The organism is Aeromicrobium sp. SORGH_AS_0981, assembly GCF_031453195.1.
Taxonomy (GTDB): Bacteria; Actinomycetota; Actinomycetes; order Propionibacteriales; family Nocardioidaceae; genus Aeromicrobium.
Genome location: NZ_JAVIZD010000001.1, coordinates 2,478,688 through 2,492,409, shown reverse-complemented (window position 1 = coordinate 2,492,409; position 13,722 = coordinate 2,478,688). Strand labels below are relative to the sequence as shown.

The following is a 13,722-nucleotide window of genomic DNA, read 5'->3' as shown; positions in this document are numbered from 1 at the left end:
CGATTCTAGCGGTCAGGACGGGGGTGGCGGTCCTCGTCGAAGGAGGCGTTGATCGCAGCCCCGATCAGCACCGCGATGGAGATGACGTACAGCCACAGCAGGACGGCGATCGGCGCGGCGAGCGGACCGTAGATGGAGGTGCCGCCCGTGGAGAAGCCGAGCGCCCACCGCACGAGCAGGCTGCCGCCGATCCACAGCCCCATAGTGAAGAACGCGCCGGGCAGACCGGACCTCCAGGACACCTTGACCGGGACGGCCAGGTGGTAGAGCGAGGCGAGGAAGCCGACCGAGACGAGCAGCACCGCCGGCCAGTACAACGGCTGCAGCACGGCCAGCTGCGAGGGCACGACCGACGCCGCCACCTCCGGGCCGGCGAGCACGAGCGGCACGACGACGATCGCGATCGCGAGGGCGACGACGTACAACGAGAACGACAGCGCCCTCGTCTTGACGATGCCGCGCACGCCGCCCAGGCCGTAGAGGATGGAGATGGTGTCGAGGAAGACGTTCAGGGCCCGCGAGCCCGACCACAGCGCGAGGACGAACCCGATGGAGACGACGTCGATGCGTCCGGACCTCAGCACCTCGTCGAGCGTGGGCGCGATGACCTGGTCGACCGTGCCCTGCGTGAGCGCCTGGGACGAGAGCTCGAGCACCCGGTCCTTCAGGACGTCGACCTGGGCCACGTCGTAGCGCTCGGCGACGAAGCCGATGGTGCCGGCGAGCCCGAACACGAGCGGCGGCAGCGACAGGATCGCGAAGAACGCCGCCTCGGCCGCGAGGCCGGTGACCCGGTGCTGGATGCAGCGGGAGACGGTGCGTGCCGTGACTCGCGCCAGCCGGTCCACGGCCGCCGGGCGTCCTACCCGTTCAGCCGCCATGCCCCTACGGTATCGACATGCATCCCTTCCGCCGCGCACCCTCGACCCGGGCGATCCTGCTCGTCGCCCCCGACGCGGAAGCAGGCACGAGGTGCCTCACGACCTCGGTGCGTCGCGCGACGGGAGCGGCCGAGTGAAGCCGCTCGCGCTCGCCGCGGTGGCCTCGGCGCTGACGACGGCGGTCGCGGCATGGGCGCTGCGGGCCACCGACGCGACGACGGCGGTGGCCGCGGTGGCCGCGGTGGCAGTCGCGACGGCGTGGCTCGCGCGCTTCCACGACGGGCCGACCGATTCGGGGGTCGCGCTCACCGGTCCCGTACAGCTGACGGCACTCGCCCTGGTGGGACGCGCATCCGCTGCGGGCGCCCTGCCCGTGGTCGCCGCCCAGGTCGTGGGTGCGGTCGCGGCCGGCGCGGCCGTCACCGCCGTCGACCTGCCCGGCGGGACGCTGGTCTGGGACGATCCGACGCTGCTCGCCGGTGGCGTCCTCGCCGCCGTCGTGGGCCTGCTCACCGCGTGGGCGACGCTGGCCGGCGACTCCGCGAGTCCCGGCTGGCAGGCCGTCGGCCCGGTCTCCGCCGGCGGTCTGCTCGGGGTCGGCCTGGCCGCCGCGGCCCAGCCCGCCGCCGTCCTGGGCCTCGCGACCGCGGGCGTCGTGGCGTGGCCGCTGGCGCTGGTGGTGGCCGTCGGCGCTCTGCTGGGTGCCCTGCTGGGCACCTTCGTCGTCTCGTGGGTGTCGCCGCACGCCGAGTGACCCCGGTCACGCGATCCGCCGTGCTCTCACCGGTTTCGGCATGCTTGTCCCATCATGTGGACGCACTGACCACATGGTGAGATCTCCAGTTGTGAGGCGTCCACGGGCTGGCAAGACTGTCCGCATGCTGATCGCGCACCCGCTCTGGCTCGTGGGACGTCTCCACGTCGACCTCGGTCGTGCGCGCACCATGGCGTGTCGCTGACCCACCGCGCCCGCACCCACCTGCCGCGACGCGCGACGCCCGTCCGTCCCCGACCGGCTGTCGCGCGTCCTCCCCGAGGACTCCCATGACGTCGAGCACCACTACGCCCCCCTCCCGTCCGGCCCGCCGCCGTCGCGGCGAGGGCCAGTGGGCGTTGGGCTACCGCGAGCCGCTCAACGCGAACGAGCAGTCCAAGAAGGACGACAACCCGCTGAACGTGCGCGCCCGCATCGAGAACATCTACGCGCACCGCGGCTTCGACAGCATCGACCCCGGCGACCTGCGTGGACGCTTCCGCTGGTGGGGCCTGTACACCCAGCGCAAGGCCGGGATCGACGGCGGCAAGACCGCGACGCTCGAGCCGGAGGAGCTCGACGACCGCTACTTCATGCTGCGGGTGCGGATCGACGGCGGACAGCTCGACCTCGCGCAGCTGCGCACCATCGCCGACATCTCCGTGGAGTTCGCGCGTGACAGCGCCGACCTCACCGACCGCCAGAACGTCCAGTACCACTGGATCGACGTGCGCGACATGCCCACGATCTGGGAGCGGCTCGAGGGTGTCGGCCTGTCGACGCAGGAGGCGTGCGGCGACTGCCCGCGCGTCATCCTCGGCTCCCCCGTCGCGGGCATCAGCGCCGACGAGATCATCGACGCCCGCCCGGCCATCGAGGCCGTCGAGAGCCGCTACATCGGCGACCGCGCCTTCTCGAACCTGCCGCGCAAGTTCAAGTCGGCGATGAGCGGGCACCCCGGGCACGACGTGGTCCCGCAGATCAACGACATCGCGTTCATCGGCGCCGAGCACCCCGAGCACGGACCCGGCTTCGACCTGTGGGTCGGCGGCGGGCTGTCCACCAACCCGATGCTCGCCCAGCGGGTCGGGGTCTGGGTGCCGATCGACGAGGTGCCCGAGGTGTGGGAGGGCGTCGTCAGCATCTTCCGCGACTACGGCTACCGCCGGCTCCGCTCCCGCGCCCGCCTGAAGTTCCTCGTGGCCGACTGGGGCATCGAGAAGTTCCGCGAGGTGCTGGAGAACGAGTACCTCGAGCGCACCCTCGTCGACCTCGACGCCCCCGAGGTGCCGGCGACGCCCGTCGACCACGTGGGCGTGCACCGCCAGAAGGACGGCCGCTACTACGTGGGCGTCGCCGCGACGGTCGGTCGCATCTCAGGCACGCTGCTGAACCAGGTGGCCGACGTCGTCGAGGCGCACGGTTCCGACCGGGTCGCCACCACGCCCATGCAGAAGCTCGTCGTGCTCGACGTCGAGGAGGACCGCGTCGAGTCGCTCGTCGAGGCGCTGGCCGAGCTGGGCCTGCACGCGCGGCCCTCGCAGTGGCGTCGCAACACGATGGCCTGCACCGGCATCGAGTACTGCAAGCTCGCCATCGTCGAGACGAAGGCCCGCGCGGCCGACCTCATCGGTGAGCTGGAGAAGCGCGTTCCCGAGCTCGACGCCCCGATCACGGTCAACGTGAACGGCTGCCCGAACTCCTGCGCCCGCATCCAGACGGCCGACATCGGCCTCAAGGGCCAGCTCGTGCTCGACGAGAACGGCAACCAGGTGGAGGGCTTCCAGGTGCACCTCGGCGGTGCCCTCGGGCTCGACGCCGGCTTCGGCCGCAAGCTCCGCGCCCACAAGGTGACCGGCGAGCAGCTGCCCGACTACGTCGAGAAGCTGTCGCGCACGTTCCTGGAGCAGCGCGACGCCGACGAGTCGTTCGCGCACTGGGTCGCCCGCGCCGACGAGGAGGTCCTGCGATGAGGGCGACACCGTTCCACTGTCCGTACTGCGCCGACGAGGACCTGCGTCCGCACGGCGAGACCCACGGCGAGTGGGAGTGTCGCAGCTGTCTGCGCGCCTTCCGACTCGGCTTCATCGGACTCCTCTCCCCCACCCACACCAGCACCACCGACCCCTCTGGAAGGAGGACAGCATGACTGCACCAGCGTTGATCGCCCTGGCGCACGGCAGCCGCGACCCGCGGTCCGCCGAGACCATCACTGCCCTGACGGAGCGCGTGGCGTGCATGCGTCCCGACCTCCGGGTGGCCACCGCGTTCCTCGACCACTCCGAGCCCGACCTCGACGCCGTCGTCGACCGTCTGGTCGCCGAGGGTCACAGCGAGATCGTCCTCGTCCCCCTGCTGCTCACCGAGGCCTACCACGCCAAGGTCGACGTGCCGGAGGCCGCGAAGGCGGCCCGCTCCCGTCACGACGGTCTGCAGATCGAGGTGACCGACGTCCTCGGCATCGAGAACGCGTTCTTCCACGTGCTCGACCGTCGACTGCGCGAGGTGCTGCGCGACAAGCGGGTCCGCGAGCTCGACGCCCTGGTGCTCGCGGGCGCCGGCTCGTCCGACGCGGTCGCGAACGCCACCATCGCCCGGGCCGCCCGGGCCTGGGGCGCGCACCACAAGCTGCCGACGATCGCGGCGTTCGCCTCGAGCGCGCCGCCCGCGGCGGGCGAGGCCGTGCGGGCGCACCGCGCCGACGGTCGCCGCAACATCGCGGTCGGTCAGCTGATGCTCGCCCCGGGGTTCCTCCCCGACCGGGTGAAGGAGCTGGCGTACGAGGCCGGCGCCGTCGCCGTCGCCGAGCCGCTGGGCGTGTCGGACGAGGTGGCCGAGGTCATCCTGGCCCGCTACGCGGTCGGAGCCGTCGAGCTCGTCTCGCTCGACGCGCTGTTCGCCTGAGCGTCCCTGGCACCGACACGACACCGCACGACCCACCGCCGGACCCTCCGGCGCACCGGGCCCGCACCCCGAGGACTAGCGTTCCCCGGGTGCGGGCCTGGTTGCGTCTCGGGATCGTCGTCGTCGTCGCGTCGACGGCGCTCGTGCTCGCCCAGGTGCCGTCGGCGCTGCTGTTCGGCGGGCTGCTCGGTGCCCTGGTCTACGCGCTGCTGGCCCCGGGCCGGCTCGCGCCCCGACCGCTCGACGCACCCCGCTGGGTCTCGCTGACGGGCCAGGGCGTCGTCGGCACGATCGTCGGGGCCTCGGTCGACTGGGGGACGTTCACGTCGCTCGGCTGGTCGTGGCCCGTGGTCGTGGCGGTGTCGGCGTCGACGATCGTCGTGAGCGTCCTGGCGGGGCAGCTGCTGCGTGTGCACCGCGGGGTGACCCCGGTGACGGCGGCCTTCGCCTCGATCGCCGGCGGCGCGTCGGGCATGACGGCCCTCTCGCGCGACCTCGGCGCCGACGACCGCGTCGTCACCGTGCTGCAGTACCTGCGCGTGCTCGTGGTGCTGTTCAGCCTGCCGCTCGTGGTCGGGCTGGTCTTCCACGAGCGCGGCGGTGCAGCCGCCGGCGGGTTCGTCCTCGGCAGCGGCCGCGACCTGCTCTACTGCGTCCTCGCCGTCGGCTCGGGGCTGCTGCTGGGTCGCGTCGCGCACCTCCCGTCGCCGGCCATCCTCGGCCCCGTGGTCACCGCGGCGGCGCTGCACGCCGTGCCGGGATTCACCGACGCGGTCGTGCCGACCTGGGTGGAGGGCCTCGGGTACCTCGCGATCGGCGTCCAGGTCGGGCTGCGGTTCACGCTGGAGAGCCTGCGGTCGATCGCGCGGATGCTCCTGACCGCCGCCGTCTCCATCGCGCTCACCATGGTCACCTGCGCGGGCCTGGGACTCGCCCTCGCGGCGGCGACCGGGACGAGCCGCCTCGACGCGTACCTGGCCACGACGCCCGGCGGCCTCTACGCCGTGCTCGCGACGTCGACCTCCACCGGCGGCAACGTCACCTTCGTGACGGCCGTCCAGCTGCTCCGGCTGCTGCTGGTGCTGCTGCTGGCTCCGGCCCTCGCCCGGCTGCTGCGCCGGGGCTGACGTCAGCTCGACGCAGCGAGCCGGGCGCGCTGCTCGTCGACGTCGTAGTCGGCCTCGGGCCAGGTCAGGTCCAGCGCGCGCAGGTGCTCCAGGAGCAGCCGGCCGACCGCCCAGTTGCGGTACCACTTGCGTCCGCTGGGCACGACGTGCCACGGGGCGACATCGGTCGACGTCCGCTGGAGCACCAGGTCGTACGCCTCCTGGTAGTCGTCCCACAGCTCGCGCTCGTCGATGTCGCCCGGGTTGAACTTCCAGTGCTTCGTCGGGTCGTCGAGCCGGGCGAGGAGTCGAGCGGCCTGGTCGTCGGGACTGATGTGCAGCAGGCACTTGAGGACCGTGCCGCCGGACTCGACGTACCGGCGCTCGAAGGCGTTGATCGCGTCGTAGCGTCGCTCGACCTCGTCGACGTCGGCCAGCCGGCGCACGCGCCCGATGAGCACGTCCTCGTAGTGGGAGCGGTCGAAGACGCCGAGCTCGCCGGCCGACGGCAACCGTCGCTCGACCCGCCACAGGAAGTCGTGGGCGAGCTCCTCGGGCGTCGGCTTCTTGAAGGAGGCGATGCGGACCCCGAGCGGGCTGACCAGACCGACGACCTTCTCGATCGTGCCGCCCTTGCCCGAGGTGTCCATGCCCTGCAGCACGACCAGGACGGAGCGCGGGTCGCCCGTCGTGCCGTGCGCGTGCAGACGCTCCTGCAGGTCGGCCAGCTCGGTGCCGAGCTCGGCGAGCGCGGCCTTGCCGGCCGCCTTGTCGCCGTCGAAGCCGGGGGTCGAGCGCGAGTCGACCTCGGCGAGGCTGCTGACGGCGGACAGCGTGCTGCTCAGGCTCTGCGACATGGCGCCACCGTACCTAGGGTGGGCGTCATGGCCACGCCGACGATCGACCGTGCACTGTACGAGTACCCCGACCTCGAGGAGGGCCGCGCCTGGGTGCGGGTCAACTTCGTCAGCAGCGTCGACGGCTCGGCGGAGGGGGCCGACGGGCGGTCGGGGTCGCTCGGCACCGACGCCGACCAGGCCGTGTTCGGGCTCCTGCGCGAGCTGTGCGACGTCGTGCTCGTGTCGGCCGGCACCGCCCGGTCGGAGGACTACGGACCGATCGACGACGGCGTGCTCGCCCTCGTCAGCCGCAGCCTCGACGTACCGGACCGCCTGAAGGTCCCGGGCGTGCTCGTCGTCGCGCCAGGAGCCGCCGACGAGGAGCAGGTGGTGGCGCTCGAGGGTGCCGGTGTGGAGGTGCTGCTCACCGGCGAGGACGAGGTCGACTGGCCGGAGGCCCTCGCCGAGCTCGGCCGTCGCGGCCTGCAGCGGGTGCTGTGCGAGGGCGGCCCGTCGTTGTTCGCCGGTCTCACGGCGCTCGACCTGGTCGACGAGCTGTGCCTGACCGTCTCCCCCGTCCTGGTGGCCGGCGACGGTCAGCGCATCTCGACCGGCGGGGAGTCGACGGAGGTGCCGCTGCGGCTGGCGCACGCCGTCGACGTCGACGGCACGCTGCTCACGCGCTGGGTGCGGCAGGGACGCTGACCCGGTCGTCCGGCACGACCGTGAGGTCGGGGGCGAGGTGGCCGAACGGCACCTCGTCGTGCTCCCCCAGCGCCGCGAGCACCGACGGCAGCATCGCCTGCGCCGTCCGCTTGTAGCCGAGGGAGCTGGGGTGGAAACGGTCGAGGCTGAACATCTCGTCGGGGTTCGTGATGAAGAACGGTCCGACGACGTCGGCGAGCGAGACGACGTAGGCGCCGTGGCGCAGCGCCGCCTCCTGCTGGGCGGCCGCGAGCTGGCGCGACGCCCGCGAGCCGAGCGCGCGCAGCGGCTGCGGGACCGGGGTGAGCGCGCCGAGGTCGGGGCACGTGCCGACGACGACGGCGGTGCCACGACGGCGCAGCGCCGAGACGCACGCCTCCAGGTGGCTCACCGACTCGACCACCGGCACGCGGTGCGTCACGTCGTTGCCACCCACGACGACGACCGCGACGTCGGGCGCGTAGTCGGGCGGCAGCGACGCGAGCTGCTCGGCCAGCCGGCTGCTCTCGGACCCGACCACGGCGGCGGTACGGAGGCGCACGGCACGCTCGGTGCGCTTGGACACCTGACGCGCCAGCCGCGCACCGAGCGTTCCGCGCGGTCCGTCGGCACCCAGCCCGGCGGCGATGGAGTCGCCCAGGACGAGCAGGTCGATGGTCCCGCCGTGCCGCTTCTTGTAGACCCGGTCGGCGAGGGGTGCGTCCTCGCCGAGCGGCTTGCCGATCGCCGCGCGAGCGAGCGCGGCCTGGTGCTGCAGGACCGCCCGCGCCCCCCACGCCGCAGCCGCCCCCGCCGTCGCGGTCACCAGCAGACCCGTCGCCACCGTCCTCGTCACTCCCACGAGGACGTTCCTCCCACACCCGCGTGAACAGGTGGTCTCTTGCACCTGAACGTAGGCTGGAGACATGAGCGACCAGGCGGGGAAGACCAGCTACGACGTCGAGAAGTCCAACGAGGAGTGGCGCGCCGAGCTGAGCGCCGCCGAGTACCACGTGCTCCGCGAGGCGGGCACCGAGCGACCGTTCAGCTCCCCGTTCGAGACCGACCCCACGGAGGCCGTCTACGCCTGCCGCGCGTGCGGCTCCGAGCTGTTCCGCAGCGACACGAAGTTCGACGCCCACTGCGGCTGGCCGGCGTTCTACGCCCCGCTCGCGGAGGACCGCGTCGAGTACATCGGGGACCGCTCGATGGGCATGCGTCGCGTCGAGGTCCGCTGCGCCACCTGCGGCTCCCACCTGGGCCACGTGTTCGAGGGCGAGGGCTTCCCCACCCCCACCGACCAGCGGTTCTGCATCAACGGCATCAGCCTCACCCAGGTCCCCGTCTGACCCGTCCGCGGTCGACGGGAGATTCCCAGGTGGACCTGGGAATCTCAGCCACGCACGGCGTGCTTTCCGTGCGTGGCTGAGTTTTCCGTGCCCCGCTGAAGATTCTCCCAGTCGACCTGGGATTCACAGCCACGCACGACGTGCTTTCCATGCGTGGCTGAGATTCTCGTGCCTCGCTGAAGATTCCCAGGTCGACCTGGGAATCCCCGATCAGGGCCAGAGCGCGGTGAGGTCGCTCGGGTCGTGGCGGCGGCCGGTGTAGAACGGGATCTCCTCGCGCACGTGGCGGCGGGCGGTGCTGGCGCGCAGGTCGCGCATGAGGTCGACGATGCGGTGCAGCTCGTCGGCCTCGAAGGCCAGGATCCACTCGTAGTCGCCGAGCGCGAACGACGCGACCGTGTTGGCGCGGACGTCGGGGTAGGGGCGGGCCTGCATGCCGTGCTCGCGCAGCATCTCGCGGCGCTCCTCGTCGGGCAGCAGGTACCACTCGTAGGAGCGGACGAAGGGGTAGACGCAGACCCAGTCGCGCACGGTCTCGTCGGCCATGAACGCGGGCACGTGCGACTTGTTGAACTCCGCGGGACGGTGCAGGGCGGTCTGCGACCACACCGGCGCCATCCGCGAGCCCAGCGCGGTCCGCCGGAACGCGTTGTAGGCGGCCTGCAGCGCGTCGGCCGACGACGCGTGCCACCAGACCATGAGGTCGGCGTCGGCGCGCATGCCGCTGACGTCGTAGAAGCCCCGGACCACGACGTCCTCGTCGGCCAGGCGCTTCACCAGGTGGTCGACCTCGGCGGCCTCCGCGGCTCGGTCGGCGTCACCGAGCACGCGCTCGAGCTTGAAGACCGACCACATCGTGTAGCGGATGGTCTCGTTGATCTCCTTGGCCAGCTTTCCCTGGTTCGGCACGCTCATGGGTCCATTCTCCCCCCGCGGCTCAGCGTGCGAGGAGGCGGGCCGCGGCAGCCCGGGCCGACGCGACGACCGCCGGGATGCCCACCCCGTGGTAGGCGGCACCGCACACCTCGAGACCGTCGACGAGCGCGACCGCCGCCTCGACCGTCGCCACGCGGTCGAGGTGGCCGACGTCGTACTGGGGCAGGCCACCGCCCCAGCGCTGCACGTGCGTCGCCACGACCGACGGCAGCGCTCCGTACGCGGACGTCAGGTCGGCGAGCGCGAGCGCGGCCACCTCGGCGTCGTCGCGGTGGAGCACGGCGGTGTCACCGGCCCGGCCGATCGAGGCGCGCACGACCGTACGGTCGCCCGCCCGCTCCCCCAGCCACGCCCACTTCTGCGACGAGATCGTCGAGCCCTTGACGACCGTGCCGTCGACCGGCGGCACGAGGAATCCCGAGCCCTCCACGTCGACGGGCCCGTCGAGCACGAACGTCACCAGGGCCATCGAGGCGTAGTCGACGGCGGCCAGCGCGAAGGCCGCCGGCGGCGCCACCTCGGCGAGCAGGCGCGCGGTGGCCGGTGCCGGTGTCGCGACGACGACCGCGTCGACCTCGTACGTCTCGATCGCCGACACCGGGCCTGCGGAGACCGTCCAGACGCCGTCGTCCACCCGCACGGCGCGCACCGTCGACCGGAGCCGCACGTCGAGGTCACCGTGCTCGACGACGCGCTGGGGGAGCGTGCCCACGCCGCCGACGACGCCCGCGAACACCGGCGTGGCGAGGGTGCGCGTCGTGGCACGGGTCGCAGCAGCCCCCGCGAGGGGATCGGCACCGAGCGCCAGCACCTGCGGCGCCGCGGCGCGCAGCGACAGGCGGTCCGCGTGACCGGCGTAGACGCCGCCGAGCAGCGGCTCGACGAGCCGGTCGACCACCTCGCGACCGACCCGCGGCGCGAGGAAGGCCGCCACCGACACGTCGTCGTCGGGCACGGGCTCGGCGTGCGGCACCGGACGCTCGGCAAGGATCCCCGACGCCTCGAGGGCGTCCAGGTCAGCAGGGACACCCATGACCGTCGGCGGCAGCGGACGCAGCGCGCCCCGAGTCCAGATCGCGGCCGACGTCGTCGCCGGGTGGGTCAGCTCGGCCCCGACCCGGGCGGCCAGGTCGACGGCCTCGGGTCGACGCGCCAGCATCGACTCCGCGCCGACGTCGACGCGCAGGTCGCCGACGTCGTCGACGCGCAGCTTGCCGCCCACCCGGTCGGCGCCCTCCAGCACGACGACGTCGCACCCTGCCTCACGCAGGTCGAGGGCGGCGACCAGCCCGCCGATGCCGGCCCCGACGACGGCGACGCGCATCAGACGCGCTCGTAGCCGTGCACGAAGTCGACGAGACCCTTCACCGCGTCGGGATCGGTCTGCGGCAGCACGCCGTGGCCGAGGTTGAAGACGTGCCCCCTGGCACCGCGACCGCGCTCGATCGCGGCGGCCGCCTTGGTGTGCAGCACGTCGGCCGGGGCGAACAGCAGCGTCGGGTCGAGGTTGCCCTGCACGGAGCGGTGCGGTCCGACCTTCTCGATGGCGCGGTCCAGCGGCACCCGCCAGTCGACGCCGACCACGTCGGCGCCGACGTCGCCCATCTGGTCGAGCAGCTCGCCGGTGCCGACGCCGAAGTGGATCCGCGGCACGCCGAGGTCGGCGACCGACTCGAGCACGCGTCGGGAGTGGGGGGCCACATAGGTCTCGTAGTCCGACGGCGACAGCGCGCCCGCCCAGGAGTCGAACAGCTGCACCGCGGAGGCGCCGGCCTCGACCTGCACCCGCAGGAAGTCGGCCGCCAGGTGCGAGAGCCGCTCGAGCAGGTCGTTCCACAGGCCGGTCTGGGAGTACATCAGCTGCTTCGTGATCCGGTGGTCGCGCGAGGGCCCGCCCTCGACGAGGTAGGACGCGAGCGTGAACGGCGCGCCGGCGAAGCCGATGAGCGGCGTGCCGCCCAGCTCCCCCACCAGCGCCCGCGCCGCCGCGGCGATGCTCTCCACGTCGTCGGGCTCGAGCCGGCGCAGCTGGTCGAGCTGTCCGCGCCGACGGATCGGGTCGGCGATCACCGGTCCCGTGCCCGGCACGATGTCGAGGTCCACCCCGATCGCCTTGAGCGGGACGACGATGTCGGAGAAGAAGATCGCGGCGTCGACGCCGTAGCGACGCACCGGCTGCATCGTGATCTCGACGACGAGGTCGGTCGAGAAGCACGAGTCGAGCATCGCGACGCCCTCGCGCACCTTCAGGTACTCCGGCAGGTGGCGACCCGCCTGACGCATGAACCAGACGGGGGTACGGCTCGTGGGCTCGCCACGGCACGCGCGCAGGAAGTCGCTCTCGGCGAGCCGGGCGGAGGGGGAGGTGGTCACCGAGGGATTCTCTCAGGGGTGGGATCACCGCCTGCGTGTCGGGACCCGGTCGGCGCCCGGAGTGCCTACCATCGGCCTGTGGGCGCCCGCAGCGAGTTCGATCACACCCCTCCAGCGTTCGCCGCTGCCCTGGAGCAGCTGCTGGCCGCACCGGTGCGTCCCGAGGTGGTCGTCGACGAGATCCCCGCACCTCAGCGGATCGCGCCCTTCGCGCACGCCCTGAGCGGCGACCTGGAGGTCGGCGGCGACGACGTGGCCACCGGTCGCTTCATCCTGCTGCACGACCCCGCCGGCAACGACGCGTGGGACGGCACGTTCCGCTGCGTCACGTTCGCGCGCGCCGAGGTCGAGCGCGAGATGGCCGAGGACCCCGCCCTGGCGACCGTCGGGTGGAGCTGGCTGGTCGACGCGCTCGAGGCGCAGGGCGGCACCCACACCGCCGCCAGCGGCAGCGTCACGGTCGTGAGCACCGAGACCTTCGGCGAGATGGCCGGCGACACCGGCTCCGCCCAGGTCGAGATCCGCGCGTCCTGGACGCCCACCTCCGAGGCCGGAGCGCACGTCGCGGCCTGGACCGAGCTGCTCTGCACGCTGGCCGGTCTGCCTCCGCTCGCACCGGGCGTCGTCCCGCTGCAGCGTCGTCGAGGTCGCCGTTGACCTCCGTGCCCGAGGAGACGGGGAGCCCGGAGGAGCAGGCTCCTCCTCTTCCACGTCTGCAGCTGCGTGACCCCCTGCCCCCCGTCATCGACACGGTCGACGACTACGTGGCCTACTGCGCGCGTCTCGCGCTCGGTCACGGCCCGGTGGCCCTCGACGCCGAGCGGGCGTCGGGCTACCGCTACTCCCAGCGGGCCTACCTCGTGCAGGTGCGCCGCGACGGCAGCGGCACCGGCCTGGTCGACCCGATCGCCTTCGACGACCTCGTCGACCTCGACGAGGCCATCGGCGACGCGGAGTGGATCCTGCACGCGGCCACGCAGGACCTGCCGTGCCTCGCCGAGGTCGGGCTGCACCCGACCGCGCTGTTCGACACCGAGCTCGCCGGCCGGCTGCTCAACCTGCCGCGCGTGGGCCTGGCCTCGCTCTCGTGGAGCACTACCTCGGGCTGAGCCTGGCGAAGGAGCACTCGGCCGCCGACTGGTCGACGCGACCGCTTCCGGAGCCCTGGCTCGAGTACGCGGCCCTCGACGTCGAGGTGCTCATCGAGCTGCGCAACCTCATCGAGGCCGACCTCGAGCGCGCCGGCAAGCGCGAGTGGGCCGCGCAGGACTTCGAGGCCCTCCTGTCGTTCACAGGTGCACCGCCGAAGGAGGAGCGCTGGCGGCGCACCTCGGGCATCCACCGGGCCCGTGGCCGACGCACGCTCGGGCTGGTGCGCGCCCTCTGGGAGGCGCGCGACCGGATCGCGGAGCAGCGCGACACGACGCCCGGGCGGATCCTGCCCGACGCCTCCATCCTCGAGATCGCCCGCGAGGCACCGCGCGACGCCTCGACGCTGCGCAACCTGCCGGTCATGCGCTCACGCGGGCCACGTCGCTTCCTGCAGCAGTGGCTCGACGCGGTCGAGGAGGGCCTCGCGCTCCCCGACGACGCGCTGCCGCTCTCGACCCAGCACCGCGACGGACCACCTCCGCCACGCGCGTGGGCCGACAAGCACCCCGAGGCCGCGGCGCGGCTCACGGCGGCCCGCGAGGCGGTCACGCGCATCGCCGAGCAGCACGACCTGCCACCGGAGAACCTCATCTCCCCCGGCCTCGTCCGCGGTCTGGCCTGGGACCCGCCGGCCGTCGTCGACGTCGTCCACGTCGGCGACGCGCTCGCGGAGGGCGGGGCCCGTCCGTGGCAGGTCGAGCTCGTCGCCGCCGACCTCGTCGCCGCCCTGACCCCCTGACCGCC

Annotated in this window: 16 protein-coding genes; 10 read left to right on the top strand and 6 right to left on the bottom strand. The window is 73.0% G+C overall.

Features of this window, described 5'->3' with window-relative positions:
• Positions 1–5: 5 nt before the first annotated feature.
• The gene (locus QE370_RS12550) at positions 6–881 is read right to left on the bottom strand and encodes a YihY/virulence factor BrkB family protein (protein ID WP_067858014.1); all 876 of its coding nucleotides are present in this window, start codon (positions 879–881) and stop codon (positions 6–8) included.
• A gap of 91 nt (positions 882–972) precedes the next feature.
• On the opposite strand from QE370_RS12550, the gene QE370_RS12545 reads away from it, so the two are divergent.
• The 5 genes from QE370_RS12545 (at position 973) to QE370_RS12525 (ending at position 5,666) form a co-directional block, all read left to right on the top strand.
• Positions 973–1,635 carry a hypothetical protein gene (locus tag QE370_RS12545; RefSeq protein ID WP_309634552.1) on the top strand — a complete coding sequence of 221 codons (663 nt, stop codon included), beginning with the start codon at positions 973–975 and terminating at the stop codon, positions 1,633–1,635.
• A gap of 290 nt (positions 1,636–1,925) precedes the next feature.
• The gene (locus QE370_RS12540) at positions 1,926–3,608 is read left to right on the top strand and encodes a nitrite/sulfite reductase (protein WP_309634551.1); all 1,683 of its coding nucleotides are present in this window, start codon (positions 1,926–1,928) and stop codon (positions 3,606–3,608) included.
• Positions 3,605–3,784 (top strand): hypothetical protein, encoded by a 180-nt coding sequence (locus QE370_RS12535; RefSeq protein ID WP_253025321.1) that lies wholly within the window; start codon positions 3,605–3,607, stop codon positions 3,782–3,784. The genes QE370_RS12540 and QE370_RS12535 overlap by 4 nt, the downstream gene beginning before the upstream one ends.
• Complete coding sequence (locus QE370_RS12530; RefSeq protein ID WP_309634550.1) at positions 3,781–4,539, top strand: CbiX/SirB N-terminal domain-containing protein; 759 nt, start codon at positions 3,781–3,783, stop codon at positions 4,537–4,539. The genes QE370_RS12535 and QE370_RS12530 overlap by 4 nt, the downstream gene beginning before the upstream one ends.
• Positions 4,540–4,628: 89 nt before the next feature.
• A complete protein-coding gene (locus QE370_RS12525) occupies positions 4,629–5,666 on the top strand; it encodes an AbrB family transcriptional regulator (RefSeq protein WP_309634549.1) in 1,038 nt (345 codons plus the stop codon).
• 2 nt (positions 5,667–5,668) lie between these two features.
• Here the strand turns inward: QE370_RS12525 and QE370_RS12520 are convergent, their stop codons facing one another.
• Entirely contained in the window at positions 5,669–6,502 is an 834-nt protein-coding gene (locus tag QE370_RS12520) for a PPK2 family polyphosphate kinase (protein WP_253025323.1), read from the bottom strand.
• 27 nt (positions 6,503–6,529) lie between these two features.
• Between QE370_RS12520 and QE370_RS12515 the strand changes: the two genes are divergently transcribed.
• Entirely contained in the window at positions 6,530–7,189 is a 660-nt protein-coding gene (locus QE370_RS12515; protein WP_309634548.1) for a dihydrofolate reductase family protein, read from the top strand.
• Here the strand turns inward: QE370_RS12515 and QE370_RS12510 are convergent.
• Entirely contained in the window at positions 7,161–8,030 is an 870-nt protein-coding gene (locus tag QE370_RS12510; protein ID WP_309634547.1) for an SGNH/GDSL hydrolase family protein, read from the bottom strand. The two genes, QE370_RS12515 and QE370_RS12510, sit on opposite strands and share 29 nt — an antisense overlap.
• A gap of 64 nt (positions 8,031–8,094) precedes the next feature.
• On the opposite strand from QE370_RS12510, the gene msrB reads away from it, so the two are divergent.
• The gene (gene msrB / locus QE370_RS12505) at positions 8,095–8,517 is read left to right on the top strand and encodes a peptide-methionine (R)-S-oxide reductase MsrB (RefSeq protein ID WP_309634546.1); all 423 of its coding nucleotides are present in this window, start codon (positions 8,095–8,097) and stop codon (positions 8,515–8,517) included.
• A gap of 210 nt (positions 8,518–8,727) precedes the next feature.
• Here msrB and hemQ read toward each other — a convergent pair whose 3' ends face one another.
• Genes hemQ through hemE form a run of 3 tightly spaced genes read right to left on the bottom strand, consistent with a single transcriptional unit; the run spans position 8,728 to position 11,826 of the window.
• Complete coding sequence (gene hemQ, locus QE370_RS12500; RefSeq protein ID WP_309634545.1) at positions 8,728–9,432, bottom strand: hydrogen peroxide-dependent heme synthase; 705 nt, start codon at positions 9,430–9,432, stop codon at positions 8,728–8,730.
• Positions 9,433–9,454: 22 nt separating this feature from the next.
• A complete protein-coding gene (hemG, locus tag QE370_RS12495) occupies positions 9,455–10,777 on the bottom strand; it encodes a protoporphyrinogen oxidase (protein ID WP_309634544.1) in 1,323 nt (440 codons plus the stop codon).
• Complete coding sequence (gene hemE / locus QE370_RS12490) at positions 10,777–11,826, bottom strand: uroporphyrinogen decarboxylase (RefSeq protein WP_253025327.1); 1,050 nt, start codon at positions 11,824–11,826, stop codon at positions 10,777–10,779. The genes hemG and hemE overlap by 1 nt, the downstream gene beginning before the upstream one ends.
• A 78-nt stretch (positions 11,827–11,904) precedes the next feature.
• On the opposite strand from hemE, the gene QE370_RS12485 reads away from it, so the two are divergent.
• Genes QE370_RS12485 through QE370_RS12475 form a run of 3 tightly spaced genes read left to right on the top strand, consistent with a single transcriptional unit; the run spans position 11,905 to position 13,717 of the window.
• The gene (locus QE370_RS12485; protein WP_067858047.1) at positions 11,905–12,483 is read left to right on the top strand and encodes a DUF3000 domain-containing protein; all 579 of its coding nucleotides are present in this window, start codon (positions 11,905–11,907) and stop codon (positions 12,481–12,483) included.
• A 5-nt stretch (positions 12,484–12,488) separates the two neighbouring features.
• The gene (locus QE370_RS12480) at positions 12,489–12,935 is read left to right on the top strand and encodes a hypothetical protein (protein ID WP_309635262.1); all 447 of its coding nucleotides are present in this window, start codon (positions 12,489–12,491) and stop codon (positions 12,933–12,935) included.
• The gene (locus QE370_RS12475) at positions 12,914–13,717 is read left to right on the top strand and encodes an HRDC domain-containing protein (protein WP_309634543.1); all 804 of its coding nucleotides are present in this window, start codon (positions 12,914–12,916) and stop codon (positions 13,715–13,717) included. The genes QE370_RS12480 and QE370_RS12475 overlap by 22 nt, the downstream gene beginning before the upstream one ends.
• The last annotated feature ends 5 nt before the right edge of the window (positions 13,718–13,722 follow it).

Excerpts from the sequence above, each read along its gene's own strand:
- QE370_RS12550 (WP_067858014.1), bottom strand. The coding sequence starts at position 881 with ATGGCGGCTGAACGGGTAGGACGCCCGGCGGCCGTGGACCGGCTGGCG.
- QE370_RS12540 (WP_309634551.1), top strand. The coding sequence starts at position 1,926 with ATGACGTCGAGCACCACTACGCCCCCCTCCCGTCCGGCCCGCCGCCGT.
- QE370_RS12535 (WP_253025321.1), top strand. The coding sequence starts at position 3,605 with ATGAGGGCGACACCGTTCCACTGTCCGTACTGCGCCGACGAGGACCTG.
- QE370_RS12530 (WP_309634550.1), top strand. The coding sequence starts at position 3,781 with ATGACTGCACCAGCGTTGATCGCCCTGGCGCACGGCAGCCGCGACCCG.
- QE370_RS12520 (WP_253025323.1), bottom strand. The coding sequence starts at position 6,502 with ATGTCGCAGAGCCTGAGCAGCACGCTGTCCGCCGTCAGCAGCCTCGCC.
- QE370_RS12515 (WP_309634548.1), top strand. The coding sequence starts at position 6,530 with ATGGCCACGCCGACGATCGACCGTGCACTGTACGAGTACCCCGACCTC.
- msrB (WP_309634546.1), top strand. The coding sequence starts at position 8,095 with ATGAGCGACCAGGCGGGGAAGACCAGCTACGACGTCGAGAAGTCCAAC.
- hemQ (WP_309634545.1), bottom strand. The coding sequence starts at position 9,432 with ATGAGCGTGCCGAACCAGGGAAAGCTGGCCAAGGAGATCAACGAGACC.
- hemG (WP_309634544.1), bottom strand. The coding sequence starts at position 10,777 with ATGCGCGTCGCCGTCGTCGGGGCCGGCATCGGCGGGCTGGTCGCCGCC.